Raw genomic sequence first — 18,918 nt, forward strand, 5'->3', positions numbered from 1 at the left:
TAACCAAACCAAAATCCACTATTCTTAGTGGAATGAATTTATCGTCCACTAACGAGAAGCGGCATAAACGATGAGCGTAAAGTGTGAAAAATTTATAGTTACAGGAGTGGTTCAAGGCGTAGGCTTTCGGTACCAAACCTCACATCAGGGGCTGAAACTGGGTTTAACTGGTTATGCTAAGAATTTAAGTAACGGTGATGTTGAAGTAATTGCCTGTGGTACAGATTCGCAAATTGATGAGTTTTCTGAGTGGCTTAAAGAGGGACCACGGACGGCAACAGTGGATAGCGTATCTCATGAAGGAGCTTCCTATAAACCATACCGTGGCTTTAAGATTCTATAAACTCACAAACACTTAGCTGGTTTTGGTAGTCCTGCCAGTTTAGTTGCTTGTTTAGCCGGCCCTTTTTTGAACAGCTTGAACAGGTACTTGCTATTGCCTTTTTCCGGGCCGTGCGCTTTTTCCATTGCTTTAACGAGCATTCTCACCGCCGGAGAAGTGTTGAACTCTTCATAAAAATCTCGCACGAAATGAACCACTTCTAAATGCGCATCGGTTAGCTCGATACCTTCTTCCTCGGCCAGAAGTTCAATCATTCCTTCTTCCCATTGAGTGTGGTCTAACAAGTAACCTTGAGCGTCGGTTTCAATTTCTTTGCCGTTGTAAACGAACATAACCTTCTATCCGTTAAGTAATCTTTGATGTTTATAGATTAGCGTACAGGCGAGGATGTTCTCAACAAAAGAATCGATAAGCCGTTCTAAGTGAAGTAAAAGCATACAAATTTCGTCGATATTCATATTAATCAGATGTATTCAAATTTTTGTAGTTTCATTCAGTTTGTTAGAAAATTTTCGGGGTGAATACAAGCAAAAGTGAATGATTATGTTGGGAAGTGAATTTTGAGTTCTATTCGTATCTCTATAAAGTCCAAGAATTAGATCTTTTTATTATAAAAGAGAGAGTTACTACGTTGTGTTTAACTTCTTTGCCAATTACCTTAATTAAATAACTAATAATGACAGGGAGTCAGTTGTGTCTAGACAAAAATACGTTGAAATAAACGACAATGTAAAATCAACGTGGTTTATCGAAAGAATCTGGCAGTTATCTGAATCTTTAGCTGTGGAAGAGATTCCTATCGCTCAAATCAAAGGTCCTGATGAAGTAACGTGGTTTAACTTAGATGGGCCGCTGCCTACGTGCCGTGAAGTTGCGATGCACTGTCAGCGAATTAACAATGCTGATTTATCGTATCCGGTTATCTTGACGAGCGATTATAGAGTCTTTGATGGTATGCATCGAATCGCCAAGAAAATTATGATGGGAGAGCAAACTATTTTAGTGAGGCGCTTCAGACAAAATCCGCAAGCGGATGAAGTTGTCGAGTTAGAAATAGAGCAGGTGTGAAAATAAACCGAGAATAAAAAAGCCCGAAGGAATAAACCTTCGGGCTTTCTAATTTCAGTTCAATCAGACTGATTAGTCGTCGTTCATGATGCCTAGAATGCTTAGCAGGCTGATGAAGATGTTGTAGATTGATACGTATAGCGTAACCGTTGCAGAGATGTAGTTAGTTTCACCGCCACGGATGATGCCTTGAGTCGTCATCAGGATTGCCATCGTTGAGAATACGATGAACAAGCTGCTCATAGCCAGGTGCAGGATTGTAGACTGAATGAAGATGCTCGCAATCATACCGACTACAAGTACAACAAACAGTGACAGCATCAAACCACCCATCATCGATAGATCACGCTTAGTTGTTAGTGCGTATGCTGAAGCAGCCATAAACGATAGTGCCGTACCACCCAAAGCGGTCAGTACAACATCACCCATACCTGCACCGATGTACATGTTTAGGATTGGACCGATTGTGTAGCCCAGGAAACCTGTGAACAGGAAGGTGAATACCAAACCAAGGCTGTTGTTACGGTTCTTTTCTGTTAGGAAAAGCAGGCCGTAGAAACCAACCAACATAAGGATGATACCCGGACGTGGTAGATTAAATGCCATCGATACGCCAGCAACAACTGCTGACCATAGAAGTGTCATAGACAGTAGTGCATATGTATTACGCAATACTTTGTTGGTTTGCAGAGCACTTTCTTGTGTTGAAGTGCGGGTAAACATTGGACTGTTCATAATTTTCCTCAATAAGAGACTTTCTTATACGTACATTTATGGGGTTGAAAGTTCAAAAAATCAAGCCCTAGCCATGTGCGTCTATGACAAAATAATAATAGAAATAGGGCGTTATGTATGTGTGAACTTGTAACACAATATGTCTGCGATACAAAGGTGATGCTGGTTCCTCCTAGTTGTTGAACTGATATAACGAAAAAAGCACTGATTCGCTTTAAATCAGTGCTTTAAGTTCTATCCAAAGCGGCGAAAATTAATGATGTAGAATTTGCGCCAGGAAGTTTTGGGTACGATCAGATTGTGGGTTCTCGAAGAAGTCTTTCGGATTATTTTCTTCGATGATTTCACCGGCATCCATAAAGATCACTCGGTCGGCCACTTCTTTCGCGAAGCCCATTTCGTGTGTTACACACAGCATGGTCATGCCTTCTTCTGCCAACTCAACCATAACATCCAGTACTTCACGTACCATTTCTGGGTCAAGCGCCGATGTTGGCTCGTCAAACAGCATCACTTTCGGGTTCATACATAAAGAGCGGGCAATCGCAACGCGCTGCTGCTGACCACCAGACAACTGACCCGGGTACTTATCCGCTTGATCAGGGATCTTAACGCGCTCTAAGTATTTCATCGCAATCGCTTCTGCTTCTTCTTTTGGCATCTTCTTCACCCAGATAGGAGCTAGGGTGCAGTTTTCCAATACCGTAAGGTGAGGGAAGAGATTAAAGTGCTGGAAACACATGCCTACTTCACGGCGAACTGCCTCGATGTTCTTCAGGTCTTCGGTAAGCTCTGTACCCGACACAAAAATATTGCCAGCCTGATGCTCTTCTAGACGGTTAATACAGCGAATCATAGTTGATTTACCAGAGCCGGACGGGCCACAGATAACGATTTTTTCGCCTTTCTTAACGTTTAGGTTGATGTTTTTCAGTACGTGAAACTCACCGTACCATTTGTTCATGTCCTTTAGTTGGATCATATAGTGTTGTTGCGTCATAATACGTCCTTGATCTTAATGAGTTATCGTTTGTGACCGGTATGAAGTCTGTGCTCAAGCCATATCGAATAACGCGACATGCCGAAACAGAATACCCAAAACACTAACGCGACAAATACATAACTTTCCGTAGCAAAACCAAGCCACTCAGGGTCGGTGTTTGCTGCTTGCCCAATGCCCAGTACGTCAAACATACCAATGATCAGTACCAGACTTGTGTCTTTAAACAGGCCGATAAACGTGTTCACAATAGAAGGAATTGTGATCTTAAGAGCCTGAGGAAGAATAATTAACCCAGTCTTTTTCCAGTAGCTTAAACCAAGTGCATCTGCGGCTTCGTACTGGCCTTTTGGAATCGCTTGTAAACCACCACGAATCACCTCTGCCATATAAGCTGCGGCAAACATCACCACGCCCACTAGTGCACGGACTAACTTGTCTGTCTCTGAACCTTCTGACATAAACAGTGGAAGCATAACAGATGCCATAAACAGAACAGTGATAAGAGGTACGCCACGCCATACTTCGATGTAAACTGTACACATGCTGCGGATAATTGGCATATCTGAACGTCGGCCTAGTGCCAGGAGCACACCGATAGGTAATGACACGACAATACCAACAAGCGCAATAATCAAGGTAACAAGTAAGCCACCCCATTTATGTGTGTCTACGACTTCCAGACCAAATACACCGCCGTACAGAAGCGCAGCAATAATGAATGGATATACATTGACGAAAAATAGCCAAATCCAAACACGCTTAGGTGTTTTCTCGTAAGCTAGTAATACAGTAAAAATAGCGAGTGAGATATAAAACAGGCGAGGGCGCCACAGTTCAGACTCTGGGTAGAAGCCATACATGAACTGCTCCCAACGTACACTGATAAACACCCAGCACGCGCCATCTCGGCTACAGTCATCTCGTGTTGCTCCGACCCAATCCGCATTAATGAATGCCCAATCGATAATGTTCCAGAGTGCGGTAAACGCTAAGTAAGCAAGAATAATGGTCACAACCGAGTTAACTGGCCCATTAAACAGGTTTTTACGCATCCAACCTACCGCACCTACAGTATTAGCTGGTGGTGGGAGATCAGGCTGAAATTGATGTGTACTCATATTATCTCTCCACCAGTGCGACTTTACGGTTGTACAGGTTCATTAATGCTGAAGTAATCAAACTTAACGCTAAGTAAACACCCATTGTCATTGCGATGATCTCAATTGCTTGTCCGGTTTGGTTAAGCGTTGTGCCCGCAAATACAGACACGAGATCTGGATAGCCGATAGCCATTGCTAATGACGAGTTTTTGGTTAAGTTCAAATATTGACTGGTTAATGGAGGAATAATGATTCGAAGCGCTTGCGGAATAACAACAAGTTTGAGCGTTTTTGACCGTGGTAAACCTAATGACATTGCTGCTTCGGTTTGTCCGTGGTTAACCGCGTTAATACCAGAACGCACGATTTCGGCGATAAAAGATGCAGTATAAACACTTAACGCAATAAGCAAGGCTGCAAGTTCAGGGATAATGCTGATACCACCTTTGAAGTTAAATCCTTTCAAAGCAGGATATTCCAGAGAAATTGGCATACCAGCAAGGAAATAAGTAACTAAAGGTAAACCTACAATTAATCCGAGAGCAATTCGTACCATCGGAGTTTGCTGACCGGTCAGACGTTGTTTGTTTTTAGCCCATATCGCGATAGATATAGTGGCAACAAGTCCGATGATAAACGCCGCGATAACAATACCGCTTCCGTTTTCCAGTACAGGTGCAGGGAAATAGAGACCGCGAACGTTTAAGAAAATGGCTTCGCCAAGGCTTAAGCTTTGTCTTGCTGAAGGTAGCGCTTGAAGAACAGCGAAATACCAAAAGAAGATTTGTAGAAGAAGGGGGATGTTTCGAAATGTCTCAATGTACACAGCAGCTAAGCGACTTACCAGCCAGTTTGTAGAAAGACGAGCAACACCCATTGTAAACCCGATTACAGTGGCCAGGATAATACCTAACACTGAAACAAGTGCTGTGTTAAGCAGACCAACAAGGAAGGTTCTGCCATAGGTATAGGTTTCATCATAATCTATCAGGGTAAGCCCTATACCAAAGCCTGCCTCCTGATTAAGAAAACCAAAACCCGTTGCGATACCACGAGCTTCTAGGTTACTTAGAGCGTTGTTGACGATGGTATAAAAGAAAAATACCAATGCCGCCACAGCAATAATCTGAAAAATTGCAGAACGAAAAGCAGGATTATATATCAGGCTTATACTTCCGCTTGGTTTGGACATCGTACTTAGCGATGCGTCTTTAGTCGGTTCCATACAGCGATAACCTCAAACCTTAGTTATAGATATCATTCTGTATAAGCAAGTACACGTACTGGATAAGAAACTATGCTCACTAGAAATTTTAGTTCGTAGCAAACGTCAGTTGCCTGCCAAATCCATTAGCAGATCAAATAATAGCTTTCACCAGTTAATGAGTGTTCCTTACTCATCCAGATTAATAGTCACGAAAAAGGGCGGCAAAACCGCCCTTATTATTTCGTTTCTATCGGATTGGTGAAGCGTACATAAAGCCGCCAGCATTCCATAGCGCGTTCACGCCACGTGAAATGTCCAGAGGCGAGCCTTTACCGACAGTTCGGTCAAAGCTTTCACCGTAGTTACCTACTTGTTTCACGATTTGGTAGCCCCAATCGTCACGGATACCTAGGCCTTTACCCTGAGGGCCATCAACACCAAGGATACGTTTAACGTTTGGATCTTCTGACTTCAGCATCGCATCCGCATTTTTAGAAGTGATGCCGTACTCTTCTGCGTTAATCATCGCTGAAAGCGTCCATTTAGCAATGTTGAACCACTGATCATCACCTTGGCGAACAACAGGGCCCAGAGGCTCTTTTGAGACGATTTCAGGAAGAACGACCGCAGATGAAGGGTCTTGAAGGTTTAAGCGCAGTGCGTAAAGGCCAGATTGGTCCGTTGTTAGAACGTCACAGCGACCAGAATCGAAACCTTTAGAAGTTTGAGCTGCTGTATCAAAAACAACAGGCTTGTAGCTCATGCCATTATTACGGAAGTAATCCGCTAGGTTAAGCTCAGTAGTTGTGCCTGACTGAACACAAACTGATGCGCCATCAAGCTCTTTAGCACTTGAAATGCCCAGGTCTTTTTTAACCATGAAGCCTTGACCGTCGTAGTAGTTTACGCCTACAAAGTTAAGACCAAGTGCTGTATCACGGTGTAGTGTCCATGTAGTGTTACGTGAAAGAACATCAATTTCACCAGACTGAAGTGCAGTGAAACGTTCTTTTGCGGTTAGAGGTACATACTTAACTTTCGTTTTATCCCCAAGGACGGCTGCAGCCACTGCTTGGCAATATTCTACGTCGATGCCTTCCCATTCACCTTTTGAGTTAGGGTTAGAGAAGCCAGGTAGACCGGTACTTACACCACAAGTAAGAAAACCTTGTTTTGTTACTTTGTCCAAAGTAGAGTCTGCAGCTTGAGCGGATGTTGCCATCATGGCAGTAGAAGCCGCTACGACGGAAGCAAGAATTGTTAGTTTATTTGCCATTTGTATCCTTCCTGTATGATCCATGTTAAGTCAGGACGGACCTGAATCAACGTGTCCAATTTTTTATGGTGTTTAATCCTACATGTTTGATTTTCGAATAAACGGTAATCGAGTAATCAAACACTTATAAGCGTAGGAAAGGATCTGTGAATTCTCAAATATATAATTTAAATGGAATTTTGAGAGAACTTACGTAATTCCTTAGGATTTAGAATGACGAAATGTTAATTGTTTGTAAATAGTGCAACGTGTGGTCAAATTGGTGCATCAGAATAATTGACGAAAAAGATAGTTGAAATAGAGAATAAAACGTCGTTATTAAAACTATCATTAGCTGACCTAGGTTATGTTGGTCCAAAATTCGAACAAAAATTATTTGTGACACTGAAACGGGGTGAAGACCTTGCCCCATTTTTGGTAGCATGGTTTCAATAGTTAATTAGATTAATCACGGGTTCAAATGCGATATTTTCCTCTGTTCTTAGATTTAATAAATAAACCGGTACTTGTTGTTGGTGGTGGTGAAGTCGCAAGCCGTAAGGTAGAGGCTTTGTTGAAGGCAGGAGCTGACGTTACGATTGTCTCGCCGACTTTAGTCGAGTATCTCTCCAAGTTGGCGAAAGAGCATCAGCTGACTTGGATCCAACGTTTTTATTCAAGTGACATTGTCACAAAAAACTTCATTCAAGTGTGGGCGACAACAGACAATCCAAACCTGAATCACCAGGTTCATAAGGATGCCAAAGAGCTTGGCATTTTGGTTAATGTGGTTGATGATAAGCCGTATTGTGATTTCATTACGCCCTCAATGATTAACCGCGGCCGTATCCAGATTGCTATTTCGAGTGGTGGTGCTTCTCCTGTTTTAATTCGTAACATTCGTGAGAAGCTTGAGACGATTCTTCCGCAGAACATGGAATTAGTGGCAGAGTTTGCAAACTCCAAACGAAATTCAATTAAAGAGGCCCTGCCAAGTGTCGATCTACGTCGTAAATTTTGGGAACTGTTTTTCTCTAACCCAGATGTGGAAAACGCGCGCGACAACCGAGAACTGGAAACCATCTATAAAGCCACAATGGCGAATCCATTAGATGAAAAGGGCAGCTGTACCTGGATTTATGTCGGGAAAGATATCGAGATGCTGCCTATTAAAGCCGTACGCTATATGCAGCAGGCTGAGTTGGTATTGCACTCCACTCGATGTCAATCTGATGCTATGGAACTGGTAAGAAGAGACGCAGAGCGAGAATCGTTTTCCAACGCGGCGGAGTTATCAGACATGCTATCTCAAGCGAAACAGGATAATTTACGTGTTTGTGTGCTTGTTCCTCAGGGAACCAGTGAATTCGCTCTTCTGCAAGGACAAGACCTTGTAATCTAATTGGGTTTAAAGCATATGAACAAAAACGCCGATGAGCTCTCACTCATCGGCGTTTTGCTTTATCCGTTTACCCATCAATACTTGCGTATCAATGATAAAGGCAGATTAATCGCGGAAGTTATTGTATTGGAAAGGTATGCCCATTTCCGCTTCGCGAATTGCAGCCATTGTCGCTTGCAGATCATCGCGCTTTTTGCCTGTTACACGCACTTTCTCACCTTGGATAGAGGCTTGTACTTTCAGTTTTGCGTCTTTGATCAGCTTAACCAGTTTTTTTGCAGTTGGCGTATCAATGCCTTGGCGGAACTGAATGTTTTGATGCCAGTTCTTACCGGTTGCTTCTGGCTTTTGTGCGTCCATAGCGTTTGCGTCGATGTTACGTTTTGCCAGGTGGCCACGTAAGATGTCACGCATTTGCTTTAACTGGAACTCGCCTTCAGCAGCTACTTTTACGTTTTCTTCCACTAGCTCAAAGCTCGCATTAACGTTGCGGAAATCGAAACGAGTAGACAGTTCACGGTTAGCGTTATCAACGGCGTTGCGTAGTTCAACCGTGTCGATTTCTGAAACAATATCAAACGATGGCATGAGGATTCCTTGATTATCTTGTTATAAATTACTTAACCCGAGTTTAGGTTACTTACTGGTTTTTACAGCGTCTGCCAGCATATCTAGCATCGTGACAGTATCTTCCCAACTTAGACATGGGTCGGTGATAGATTGACCGTAAGTCAGGTTATTGATATCAGTCATTGGCTGATTACCTTCTACGATGAAGCTTTCTGCCATAATTCCCGCTATGCGAGTGCTGCCAGATTTAATCTGGTCGCAGATATCACGAGCCACATCGATCTGTTTTCTGTGCTGCTTTTGGCAGTTAGCATGGCTGAAATCTACAACTAAACGTTGCGGCAGATCGAACTCAGCTAGTGCATCACAAGCTTGCTTGATGGATGCTTCATCAAAGTTTGGACCTTTTTCACCGCCACGTAAAATAATATGGCCGAATGGGTTACCGCTCGTGCGATATACAGTCATGCGACCATGTTTATCCGGAGAGTAGAAGTAATGTGATGCGTGAGAAGCACGGATTGCGTCAATCGCGATTTTCACATTACCATTCGTACCGTTTTTAAAGCCAACTGGGCAAGACAGTGCAGATGCCATTTCACGGTGAATTTGAGATTCCGTCGTGCGAGCACCGATCGCCCCCCACGTGATCAAATCCGCAATGTATTGGCCAGTGATCATATCAAGAAACTCAGTAGCTGTAGCAAGGCCAAGCTTGTTGATATCAAGTAGCAGTTTACGCGCTTTATGAAGACCTGCTTCTAATGCGTAAGAGCCGTCTAGGTTAGGGTCTGTTATTAAGCCTTTCCAACCGACTACCGTACGAGGCTTTTCAAAGTAGGTACGCATTACGATAAACAATTCGTCTTTGTACTTATCTTGTATTTCGCTTAGGCGTTTTGCGTAATCAATTGCTGCTTCTGTGTCGTGAACAGAGCATGGACCTACAATGGCAAGAAGACGATTGTCTTTACCCACCAAAATGTTTTCAATCTGACGACGAGATTGAGCGATACGGTCTGCAACGTCATCCGTAATAGGATATATGCCACTCAGCTCAGCTGGAGTCGGCATAGGACCCAAAGGCTGGGTTCTCAATTCATCTGTTTTTATAGGCATCTTAAAGCTTTATTCTCTATTGCGAAGGGGTAAAGATAACGGAATTAGTGGCAGGAATAAACCGTTTCGCGGGAATCTTCGCTGAGAAATCCTAAAATGTTTGTAACAGCATAGAAGATGTTACTTTTTCACAACAATTGACCATTCAACTGTCGAACTAAACTTAAGAGAATCCTGACGGGGCGTGGTAACGGCTCTCTTTGAATGTGAGGTACTTAAGTCGAACCAATACGTAAAGAAAATCAACAAAGTTATATGCTGGAATAAAGAAACTTAGTGTTTCGTTACATTGTCACATGTGGTGTTGTGTATTTGAGATAAACTAACACTCAGATCTCTATTTTGTTAACAACTCTTTGACATTAAAACGCGCGTTTGATTCACTGGCTGGGTTAGGTTGGTAAGGAGACCAAAAATGTTATCTGCAGTACGTCGTGCAAACCTGTACTTGAAAGTATTCGGCTTCACTAAAGTTCCGTTAATCTGGCTGTGTCGCCCGAAGATCATCGCCATTGATGAACAACATGTTGAAGTAAAAATCCCACTACGTAAGAGAACCAAGAATCATCTTAACAGTATGTACTTTGGTGCTTTGGCTGTAGGTGCTGATGTGGCTGGTGCTTTTTTAGCGATGAGCAAAGCTCAAGAGCAGGGAGAGCCTATCTCACTCGCCTTTAAAGGTGTAAAAGCTGAGTTCCTTAAACGACCAGAAGCGGATGTTCACTTTGTGTGCCATGACGGTAAACTGATCGATGAGATGCTTGCACACACAATGGAGACAGGCGAGCGTATTAACCGTGATGTAAAAATCACAGCACTTTGTCCGACCCTTCATGGTGACGAGCCAATGGCCGAGTTTTATCTGACGCTTTCCATTAAAAAAGCAGCACAACGTACGAAGAAGGCTGCTTAATCTTTGAATTTTTTAATCTAACGAGCCGATGTTATTGAGTTAACGTAGCTCGATTTGCTCAATAGAGACTATCTTCGAACGGTTTAATACCACTTTCCAACGATAGTATGTTGGTTCATCAGTGTGGTTGTCTTCTTTGACGATCACATTGATGAGATGGCGTTTTTCAACCGACTCTCTGGTAACTTGGCCTTCATTTAATCTATATATGCGGTTTGAACTCTTATCCATTAGTCTGATGAGAGGTCTTAAACTGATGTATAAACTTTCTCGGGTTTGTTCGTAACCACTTAAAAACATGCTCGTGGCCATCTCGGTTTTCTCGTGATAATGAAGAATCTGCTCTTCTCGCTGTACAACTCTCTTTTTTCGGATTTGCTGAATTTTATCTGGCAGGCTAGACAGGGTTCTGTAATCGAGCCACTCTAATTTTCCACCGACTACTTTCTTGGTCGTCGGGTCGATGTACTTCTTACGCCACTTGGGTTTTCCTTTACGTATCCAGCGCCACATTGCATCCCGTAGGTCATCTTTAAATATCTCGCGCAATGCGTAGATGAAAGACATAGCGATAATAAAGGAAGCAGAAATTTCACCCAGGTAGTCACGGGCGAGGATTACTGTGGATGTTACAAAAACCATCACTAAGCCAGTCGCAATGCCTTTAATAGCACGTTTGATATTTTTACCCATGGAGACCGTTTGCTCACGTAATACCACAGGGTGTTCGATAAGGCGTCTCAATAGTCGCATTTTGTTAGACAGGCGTGTCACGTCCTCAACGACTTTTGGAGAGTTATATTTATTTAACTTACGGTGAGCTTGTTCTTTCTCACAAAGGGTAACCAGCCGTTTTTTAATCGTACTGTAGTCACCCTCACGCGGGAGATGGGCAACGAGTGACAAGAATTTCTGCTCCGTATACCACGATAAATAGTTGTCTATGTTCACGTAGTAGCGTTTTAAGTTCTCTTCGTAAGGGATGGAACGTCGTAGGCGTTTTAAAATATCGAGCGCCAGTTCAATCACCTCATCGACTTCATCTTCGGTGACGGAGTCCTTCTCTAATTTATTGAGACTCGCAACTGCTTTGTCCAGAGCTATGACGTATTGGTAAGCAAATAAACTCAAGCTAACCCGGTACTGTTGGTTAGAGAGAAGTCCGCGTTTTGCCAGCCGACTATGTACTAACGGAAGAAGTATCTCGGTACTAAAATACGAGCGTTGTTGAGTAATAGAAGTGTAATAAAATTCGGATTCACTGATGATGTCGGCATTTAAACCAAGCTCACCGGGTACAAAGAAGTAAACATCAAGGTCGACACTTTTACTTTTTGCCAGCGCATGGTTAATTTTTAATGTGATTGAGTCCTGTTTATCGACGGTGACCAAAAAAAAACTCCTGACTTTGCTAAAGCATCCTTACCCCTGAAAGTCTAATTATCCATATAAGTGCAAGATTGCTAAGAGAATGAATGGGGCAAATGACAGCATAACAGACCGACATGCTTTTCTCTCTGATTTTCATGTCAAGTTAGGTATAATTCCACGTAAATTTAAAAAGAGACAAAATCAATGATTAAAATTGGTCAAATTAACAGCTTAGAAGTCATTAAGAAGGCTGATTTTGGCGTATTTCTGGATGGCGATGATTACGGTTCTGTTTTGCTGCCAAACAAGTATGTTCCTGAGGGCACAGACATTGGTGATAAAATAGACGTGTTTCTCTACTTCGATTCAGAAAGCCAACTAGCTGCGACCATTGAAAAACCAATTGCCCAGGTGGGTGAATGGGGCCTGATGAAAATTGAAGGCGTAAACCAAACTGGTGCATTTGTTAACTGGGGCATTAAAGAAAAAGATTTGCTTGTTCCGTTCAGTGAACAGCGCACGCGTTTCTCTGCCGGTCAAACCATCTTAGTTTATGTGTATTCAGATAAAGCATCAGGCCGTATTGTTGGTACGACCAAGTTCAACAAGTGGCTGGACAAAACACCTGCAGATTATGAAGTAAACCAGCAAGTTGATTTGATCATCGCTGAACGTAGTCAGTTGGGATACAAAGCCATCGTTAACGGTAAGCACTGGGGAATGATTTTCCCATCTGACGTATTTGGTAAGTTGTTTATCGGCAAGACGCTGAAAGGCTTCATTAAGCAGATTCGTGAAGATGGCAAAATTGATCTCGCTTTGCAGAAAGTAGGCGTGGCGAAGATGGACGATCTGTCCAGCAAAATTCTGGACCAATTAGAGAAGAAGGGCGGTTTCCTCCCGCTAAATGACAAGTCTTCTCCTGAAGCAATTTTTGCTGCATTTCGTACCAGTAAAGGCACCTATAAAAAAACCATCGGTGGCTTATACAAACAAGGTAAGATTGTTATTGAGAAAGACGGTATTCGCTTAGCGTAATCGGGTTTTCACTGTTGTCATCAGCTAAATAGTAACAGACAAAAAAATGGCCCAAACGCTTCCTTTTTTTGGGCCTAGGGGAAATGGCTCCTTAGAGCCTACGCTAAAATCTTTTTGAACTCTTTTTGTACGGTTGTATACAAACGAAAGCATTATGAGTGTACACCCTTATTACACTTAGTTTAGTACACGCCTCTCGGATAGCTAGAGGCCTGGGCTGCTTTACAGATGACAATAAAAAAAGCCACCGTATTTACGATGGCTTTTCTTTTATTTATCGTTTAGTTACCGTATTTCAAAAATATTAAAATAAGTTTTTATCTCGGACTAATTCTCTTGGTAATCCGTTTTTAATACGGTTACTGACCCATTTACCTAAACCTATGATTGTGTTTTCGTACTTCACAAATACTTCGCCTTTGCCGGTTTTCATCCCTTCAGGAATGTTCTGAGGTCGAACATCGCGCCCCATGTACCACTCTCGGGCTTCCTCAGTTGTCAGCTCAACAGCATGACCTTCTTCGCCTGTCGCTAAGGCAGTTGCTACCTGATGCTGCCAGCGGTAACCATTTTTGTGTGCTTCTGCGATTTTAATTCCCATTCTGGAGAAGCGCAGCTCGCCAATCATTGGTTCCAACGCGTCAGGGAATAGCCACACATCATTATCACGTAGCCAAATGGTGCTATTGTCAGGAAGAGCAATGTCGAGTGCGTTAGTAAGCTGTTTCGCAATTTCTGTAGATTCTTTCTTGGTGGCTTTAGCAAACGGGAACTTGCCCATGCGCTTTTTCACTTTCGGAGCCTCTACAGTCGAGAGTTTACGAATACGTGCGACAAAGAAGCCTTCGCAGTCATATACTTGCGGGAAGATATGTAAAAAGCCTTCTTTTGTGAGCGCCGCTTTGGCGTTGTCAAACAAGTGTTCCAGACTTTCGAACTCAACAGCATCACCAAACGTTTCTTTTAAGTGATGGCACACTTGTTGGTTTTCTTCTGTGCTCAGTGTACAGGTGGAATAAACCAAAACGCCTTCTGGTTTCAATGCGTGAAAGGCACTTTCAATCAGATCCTTTTGTGTGTCTGCAATCTCTAACACTGACGCTTGTGTCCAGTTCTTCATTGCATCTTCATCTTTACGTACTGTCCCTTCACCTGAGCAAGGGGCATCTAACAATACGGCGTCGAACTGTTCAGGCAACCAGCCACCAAACACACGGCCGTCAAAATTACTGAGGGCTGCATTGCGTACACCGCAGCGTTCGATGTTCGCATGAAGCACTTTTACGCGGCTAGCTGCATATTCGTTAGCAACAAGTACACCCTGGTTATTCATGAGTGCTGCTATTTGTGTCGTCTTCGAACCGGGAGCCGCAGCGGTATCAAGCACGGCGTGGTAAGACTCATCATTCATAAACAGGGCAGAGACAGGCATCATTGAGCTTGCTTCCTGAATGTAGAATAAGCCGGACATGTGTTCTGCGGTGTTGCCAAGAGGAACAACGGACTCATCAGCATCAATCCAAAAGCCTGTTTCACACCAAGGCACTGGCGACAGTTTCCAACCTTTTTCATTTGCTCGCTGGACGAAGTCAGGAACGCTGATCTTCAATGTGTTAACACGAATACTTTTACGCAACGGCTTTTGACACGAAGAGATAAAGTCGTCCATGTTCAGATGAGCAGGGAGGATGGTTTGGATTTTTTCCAGAAAAGCGTCTGGGATGTAAACATTTGGATGCAATGTGACGTCTCGTTTGCAAAATTTGCTGCAAATAATATACGAAAGCAGCGCAGAAACGAATAGTCACCGGGAGCGAGAAATAAAAAAGAGCAGCGCTTGCTGCTCTTTTGATGACTTTGATTATTCTGTACTCAGAATCTTTAAGGCTTAGGAATAGGTGTGCGCCACTGTACCCAACTTTCCTCTGCTTGCGGGTAGAGGAAGAACGTTTGCCCGTTATTCGCCGCTGGTGGTAGCTGTGATTGCTCTGGTGTTGAGAAAGCGATCCCACCCCGGACAATACTATCAATAGTACCGGCTTTAATATTTGCCCCCGTCAGGCCAAAGTTGATATCGACACCAGACACGTTCCAGAAAACGCTGTTTTGACGGACAAGATAGGCGTATTCAGGCTTTAATTTTATTGTCGTTACGATGCGGTCGGCGAACTCACCTAAACGTACATCAGTAACCTGACCGACTTCCATCTGCCGGTAAAGTACCGGAGTTCCGGTCTGCACAGAACCACGCTGTTCACTTTGCAGCGTAAAGGTTACGCCGTGTACGCGGTCAAAGCCTTTCTCCAGTTTAAAATCGAATGCTGCTTTTCCTTTACCAGGTTCAACACTGATGGACTTGGAGACTATAGCGCTCAGGTTTTTTACACCACTAAGTCCAATTTCTGGCTCTGTAAGCCAAAAGCGAGATCCTTCAACTGCAATGTCAGTGACGTATTCTGGTAAAACACGTGCAGTTATTTCGACTAAGTTACGTCTGAAGTTCGGTACGACAAGTGTTACTTCACCTACTGGTACCCCTTGGTAAGAGATAGGCATACCTTTAACAACTTCTTGGGTACCATCTGTCGTCAGAGAAATAACACGTCCAAATTTTCGTGCTGTTTTTTGATCTTCATAAAGCTTCCAGCGCTGACCAATTTTATTCTCTACGCCGGGCACCGAGTCAAAAGCAATGCCGCCTTGAATGATGGTTTTAAGAGGGTGTGTTTTAACACTTACGCCTGCAAGTGACGCATCTATCTCTATACCAGAACGGTTCCAGAAAACTGTCTGAGACGTTAAAAGGTGCGCATAGCGATTTTCAATAGTTACCTTAATCACCACACCACCATCAACCAGTTGGAAATCCGCCACGCTTCCGACCGGAAGATTGCGGTAAAGGAGAGGACTACCTTTTGAAACCGGAGGTAGTTCAGCTGCAAATAAGGTAAGTGTTTTTGAACCTCTGCGATTGTGCTGTGCAAGCTCTGCCAATGATTCACTCTGGTATAGCTGGTACTCGTTCTGGATACTAGCAATACCTGCACTGACGAAACTTATCGATCCCGTGAGCAGCTGCTTTGCAGGTGGTACAGTTATACTCAATCCAGTCTCGGTTAACTCAGCAGAAGCACTGCCGGTAACGTAGAATCGGTTATTCGATTTAATAAGATGCTTGAATTGATGATCAATCAGAACGTCCATATACACTTCATGCTGCGTCTTTTGACCTTCCTCTACTAATCCCACTTTAATGATAGAGCCGACAACAATGCCTTTATATAGAACACTGGTGCCTGTATCTAATCCGAATGAACTGTCTGAAGTAAGGCGAATTGCAATCGATTTTTGTTGTTGTTGATCGAATACATTTTTACGAATGGCGGTGAACTGCCGAGAGCGTTTACCTTCTGCTGGTGCGATCGTGAGATAATTACCCCGAACCAGGTTGGCGATGTTTTTGACCCCAGAAAGAGACACCTTTGCCTCCTCCAGAATAAAGTGTGTCCCCGTTGTAAGCATGTCACTGAAAGCAGGCTGAATAGCGGCAGAAGCGAGAATGACTTCACGACCTTCAGAAAGGTTTAAATCAGTTATCTGGCCAATTTCAATACCTCGATACATGATCGGAGCACCTTCGCTACTGACGTTGTTGTCGTCTGGCAGGGCGATTTTAACAGCGATACCACGACCAGCCGTTTTCAAGTCTTTGTATAAACGGAACTTGGTATTTTCTTCAACTGGCTCGCCATCGTCCGGTGAGTCAACTGCGATGGCGCCGCCCAGTAGGGCACTCATACTTTCTAGATGAACATCAACACCGTTAAAACCAATACTTGCTCCAAATCCACTCACGTTCCAGAAACGGCTACGGTCGTTAATAATGTGACGATACTGTTCTTGAATATTTGCATTGATCGTTATCGACTTGGCATCTTCATCCAGTTGATAGCTGTATACTGCGCCAATCGGAATCTTTTTATAAACAATTTGTGACCCAATGGATACGCCGCCTAAATCACGGCTTTTAAGCTTGATGTTCAAACCCTGGGTTACACGTAAATCGGTAGGTACTGTGTCGAGAGCATGAAAAACGGTTTCTAGTTCGGTGCTGTCGCCCGGCTGAATCGAAATATAGTTACCAGAAACCAGCGCATCTAAGCCTGAAATGCCACTGAGGCTCGCCGTTGGTTTCACCAACCAGAAACGCGTTTTTTCGTTAAGTAGTTTGGTCGCTTCAGGGTAGATATCTGCATCTACATAAATACTGCCGAGATCCTCAGTCAGATTGATGTCGCGAACCATACCGACTTCCATTCCCTGATAGCGGATGGTAGTTCGTCCTGCTACCAGGCCTGCAGCATCTGAAAAGTAGATTTGTACTCGCTGACCCGCGTCATGAATAGATTTGGCCACCAGCCAACCGGCTAAAATCAGCGTTAAAACCGGAAGCAGCCATAGGGGAGATATGCCTTTGCTCTTCTTTATATCAGGCACGTATGACGTCTGAGAACTATTCTGATCACTCATTCATGGACTCTTTTTCTGATTGTTTTGGGACTTCATCCCAGATAAGCCTAGGGTCGATACTGTCTGCTGCAAGCATTGTAAACACAACGACAATTCCGAAAGCTACTGCGCCAAGCCCTGGTGTAAAATCAAGTATCTGACCACGATCTATTAAGGTCATCATGATAGAAATAACAAACAGGTCCATTACAGACCATTTACCGATCCACTTTACCGCGAAGTAAACCATCATTCGCTGTCTCCTAAATACGGTACGTTTGAATTTGATACACAACATGATGTAGGCGAGGCCTAAAATTTTGATTACAGGTACGACAATACTGGCGATAAAAATAATCGCGGCGATACCGTACATACCGCTGTTAACCAAAGAAGCAACGCCGGAAAATATAGTGTCTTCCAGACGCTGACCGTTAGTAATTAAAATCGAGATAGGGATAAGATTCGCAGGGAAAATCGCTATCGTTGCTGCAATCAGATAAGCCCAGGTTTTCTGAATAGAGTGGGGCTTACGATGATAGAGTTCGTGCGCGCATCGTTGGCAGCTTTCATTTTCCGGTTGGGACAGGTGGCATTCATGGCAATGGACATCTTTGTGTACAAAATCATAGGTTGTCTCAGGTTGCCAAATTTCCCAATATCGACGAACGCTGATTCGGGATACGAGCAATACTGTGAAGATTTGCAGTAAAGCGAGACCGATTAAGCCTGGGCCAACGAAAATATCCGAGTAGTCCTGAAGTTTGAAACAGGAGACCGCAATGCTTACCAGAAACACATCCAGCATGACCCAATGTTTAAGGTGTTGTATAAGCCAGAGGGACACACGCAGCCCATTAAACCAGCGTCTATAAAGTGACAGATGCGCTGTCACAACAGACAGACAAACGGTGAGGGGCGCTAAAGAGCTGCAAAACAGAATCAGCAATGAAAGTAGAACGAAGCCTTCTTCCATTAGAGTAATCATGCCCGATGGTAAGGTCGCCGGAATCATGACGCCAAAAAGCCGGATACTGATGAAGTTAAAAAAGTGAGAGGGAATAAAAAGGAGAAGACATGTGATCGCGATAGCTAAATTGCCAGACAGAGAGTGCTGACCACTACGATATAATTGCGTTCCACAACGAGGGCAGTAAGCATGTCTGCCTTTGGGTAATTCTATGATGTCGACAGGCAACTCACAACCCTGGCACAAACGTATCCGGTTAGGCTTCATGGCGTGTTTAGACAGAGAGGTCATAAAGACCTCTCTGCATGGAACGAT

At 43.5% G+C, this 18,918-nt stretch carries 17 protein-coding genes; 5 read left to right on the plus strand and 12 right to left on the minus strand.

All coding sequences use genetic code 11. The features are described from left to right. Positions 1-70: 70 nt before the first annotated feature. Complete coding sequence (yccX, locus tag KHN79_RS06850; protein ID WP_182007859.1) at positions 71-343, plus strand: acylphosphatase; 273 nt, start codon at positions 71-73, stop codon at positions 341-343. 2 nt (positions 344-345) lie between these two features. Here yccX and KHN79_RS06855 read toward each other — a convergent pair whose 3' ends face one another. Beyond that, positions 346-675: a TusE/DsrC/DsvC family sulfur relay protein gene (locus KHN79_RS06855; RefSeq protein WP_065299691.1), complete on the minus strand. Its 330-nt coding sequence runs from the start codon at positions 673-675 to the stop codon at positions 346-348. A 361-nt stretch (positions 676-1,036) separates the two neighbouring features. Here KHN79_RS06855 and KHN79_RS06860 point away from each other — a divergent pair, with 361 nt between their 5' ends. After that, on the plus strand, positions 1,037-1,411 hold the full coding sequence (locus tag KHN79_RS06860; protein WP_182007858.1) for a chromosome partitioning protein ParB: 375 nt from the start codon (positions 1,037-1,039) through the stop codon (positions 1,409-1,411). Positions 1,412-1,483: 72 nt separating this feature from the next. Here KHN79_RS06860 and KHN79_RS06865 read toward each other — a convergent pair whose 3' ends face one another. The 5 genes from KHN79_RS06865 to KHN79_RS06885 all read right to left on the minus strand — a co-directional run bounded on the left by KHN79_RS06865 (position 1,484) and on the right by KHN79_RS06885 (position 6,732). Further along, complete coding sequence (locus tag KHN79_RS06865; protein ID WP_118118594.1) at positions 1,484-2,146, minus strand: Bax inhibitor-1/YccA family protein; 663 nt, start codon at positions 2,144-2,146, stop codon at positions 1,484-1,486. 253 nt (positions 2,147-2,399) lie between these two features. After that, on the minus strand, positions 2,400-3,146 hold the full coding sequence (locus KHN79_RS06870) for an amino acid ABC transporter ATP-binding protein (RefSeq protein WP_182007857.1): 747 nt from the start codon (positions 3,144-3,146) through the stop codon (positions 2,400-2,402). A 23-nt stretch (positions 3,147-3,169) separates the two neighbouring features. After that, entirely contained in the window at positions 3,170-4,267 is a 1,098-nt protein-coding gene (locus KHN79_RS06875) for an amino acid ABC transporter permease (protein ID WP_182007856.1), read from the minus strand. Position 4,268: 1 nt separating this feature from the next. Beyond that, entirely contained in the window at positions 4,269-5,474 is a 1,206-nt protein-coding gene (locus tag KHN79_RS06880) for an amino acid ABC transporter permease (RefSeq protein ID WP_182007855.1), read from the minus strand. 229 nt (positions 5,475-5,703) lie between these two features. After that, a complete protein-coding gene (locus tag KHN79_RS06885) occupies positions 5,704-6,732 on the minus strand; it encodes an amino acid ABC transporter substrate-binding protein (RefSeq protein WP_182007854.1) in 1,029 nt (342 codons plus the stop codon). Positions 6,733-7,192: 460 nt separating this feature from the next. Between KHN79_RS06885 and KHN79_RS06890 the strand changes: the two genes are divergently transcribed. Next, entirely contained in the window at positions 7,193-8,113 is a 921-nt protein-coding gene (locus tag KHN79_RS06890) for a bifunctional precorrin-2 dehydrogenase/sirohydrochlorin ferrochelatase (protein ID WP_182007853.1), read from the plus strand. A gap of 105 nt (positions 8,114-8,218) precedes the next feature. On the opposite strand, the gene KHN79_RS06895 is transcribed toward KHN79_RS06890, so the two are convergent. Both KHN79_RS06895 and KHN79_RS06900 read right to left on the minus strand, forming a co-directional pair. Continuing rightward, a complete protein-coding gene (locus tag KHN79_RS06895) occupies positions 8,219-8,701 on the minus strand; it encodes a YajQ family cyclic di-GMP-binding protein (RefSeq protein WP_182007852.1) in 483 nt (160 codons plus the stop codon). Between the two features lie 48 nt (positions 8,702-8,749). Beyond that, complete coding sequence (locus tag KHN79_RS06900) at positions 8,750-9,802, minus strand: 3-deoxy-7-phosphoheptulonate synthase (protein WP_182007851.1); 1,053 nt, start codon at positions 9,800-9,802, stop codon at positions 8,750-8,752. Positions 9,803-10,217: 415 nt separating this feature from the next. Here KHN79_RS06900 and KHN79_RS06905 point away from each other — a divergent pair, with 415 nt between their 5' ends. Continuing rightward, complete coding sequence (locus KHN79_RS06905) at positions 10,218-10,715, plus strand: DUF4442 domain-containing protein (RefSeq protein WP_182007850.1); 498 nt, start codon at positions 10,218-10,220, stop codon at positions 10,713-10,715. Positions 10,716-10,754: 39 nt separating this feature from the next. Here the strand turns inward: KHN79_RS06905 and KHN79_RS06910 are convergent, their stop codons facing one another. Continuing rightward, positions 10,755-12,107, minus strand: coding sequence for a hypothetical protein (locus KHN79_RS06910; RefSeq protein ID WP_182007849.1), 1,353 nt, complete (start codon positions 12,105-12,107; stop codon positions 10,755-10,757). A gap of 183 nt (positions 12,108-12,290) precedes the next feature. On the opposite strand from KHN79_RS06910, the gene KHN79_RS06915 reads away from it, so the two are divergent. Next, complete coding sequence (locus KHN79_RS06915) at positions 12,291-13,124, plus strand: S1-like domain-containing RNA-binding protein (RefSeq protein ID WP_182007848.1); 834 nt, start codon at positions 12,291-12,293, stop codon at positions 13,122-13,124. A gap of 304 nt (positions 13,125-13,428) precedes the next feature. On the opposite strand, the gene rsmF is transcribed toward KHN79_RS06915, so the two are convergent. The 3 genes from rsmF to KHN79_RS06930 form a co-directional block, all read right to left on the minus strand. Further along, complete coding sequence (gene rsmF, locus KHN79_RS06920; protein WP_182007847.1) at positions 13,429-14,865, minus strand: 16S rRNA (cytosine(1407)-C(5))-methyltransferase RsmF; 1,437 nt, start codon at positions 14,863-14,865, stop codon at positions 13,429-13,431. A 140-nt stretch (positions 14,866-15,005) separates the two neighbouring features. Then, on the minus strand, positions 15,006-17,654 hold the full coding sequence (locus KHN79_RS06925) for an MlaD family protein (protein ID WP_182007846.1): 2,649 nt from the start codon (positions 17,652-17,654) through the stop codon (positions 15,006-15,008). Next, positions 17,647-18,894: a paraquat-inducible protein A gene (locus KHN79_RS06930; protein ID WP_182007845.1), complete on the minus strand. Its 1,248-nt coding sequence runs from the start codon at positions 18,892-18,894 to the stop codon at positions 17,647-17,649. Before KHN79_RS06930 ends, KHN79_RS06925 begins: the two co-directional genes overlap by 8 nt. Positions 18,895-18,918: the final 24 nt, after the last annotated feature.

It is taken from the genome of Vibrio sp. B1FLJ16, assembly GCF_905175385.1.
GTDB lineage: Bacteria > Pseudomonadota > Gammaproteobacteria > Enterobacterales > Vibrionaceae > Vibrio.

What these genes read in the sequence shown, in the direction of transcription:
- yccX (WP_182007859.1), top strand. Translation starts at nt 71, where the DNA reads ATGAGCGTAAAGTGTGAAAAATTTATAGTTACAGGAGTGGTTCAAGGC.
- KHN79_RS06915 (WP_182007848.1), top strand. Translation starts at nt 12,291, where the DNA reads ATGATTAAAATTGGTCAAATTAACAGCTTAGAAGTCATTAAGAAGGCT.
- KHN79_RS06890 (WP_182007853.1), top strand. Translation starts at nt 7,193, where the DNA reads ATGCGATATTTTCCTCTGTTCTTAGATTTAATAAATAAACCGGTACTT.
- KHN79_RS06905 (WP_182007850.1), top strand. Translation starts at nt 10,218, where the DNA reads ATGTTATCTGCAGTACGTCGTGCAAACCTGTACTTGAAAGTATTCGGC.
- KHN79_RS06885 (WP_182007854.1), bottom strand. Translation starts at nt 6,732, where the DNA reads ATGGCAAATAAACTAACAATTCTTGCTTCCGTCGTAGCGGCTTCTACT.
- KHN79_RS06865 (WP_118118594.1), bottom strand. Translation starts at nt 2,146, where the DNA reads ATGAACAGTCCAATGTTTACCCGCACTTCAACACAAGAAAGTGCTCTG.
- KHN79_RS06855 (WP_065299691.1), bottom strand. Translation starts at nt 675, where the DNA reads ATGTTCGTTTACAACGGCAAAGAAATTGAAACCGACGCTCAAGGTTAC.
- KHN79_RS06925 (WP_182007846.1), bottom strand. Translation starts at nt 17,654, where the DNA reads ATGAGTGATCAGAATAGTTCTCAGACGTCATACGTGCCTGATATAAAG.
- KHN79_RS06895 (WP_182007852.1), bottom strand. Translation starts at nt 8,701, where the DNA reads ATGCCATCGTTTGATATTGTTTCAGAAATCGACACGGTTGAACTACGC.
- KHN79_RS06880 (WP_182007855.1), bottom strand. Translation starts at nt 5,474, where the DNA reads ATGGAACCGACTAAAGACGCATCGCTAAGTACGATGTCCAAACCAAGC.
- KHN79_RS06870 (WP_182007857.1), bottom strand. Translation starts at nt 3,146, where the DNA reads ATGACGCAACAACACTATATGATCCAACTAAAGGACATGAACAAATGG.
- KHN79_RS06875 (WP_182007856.1), bottom strand. Translation starts at nt 4,267, where the DNA reads ATGAGTACACATCAATTTCAGCCTGATCTCCCACCACCAGCTAATACT.
- KHN79_RS06900 (WP_182007851.1), bottom strand. Translation starts at nt 9,802, where the DNA reads ATGCCTATAAAAACAGATGAATTGAGAACCCAGCCTTTGGGTCCTATG.
- KHN79_RS06930 (WP_182007845.1), bottom strand. Translation starts at nt 18,894, where the DNA reads ATGACCTCTCTGTCTAAACACGCCATGAAGCCTAACCGGATACGTTTG.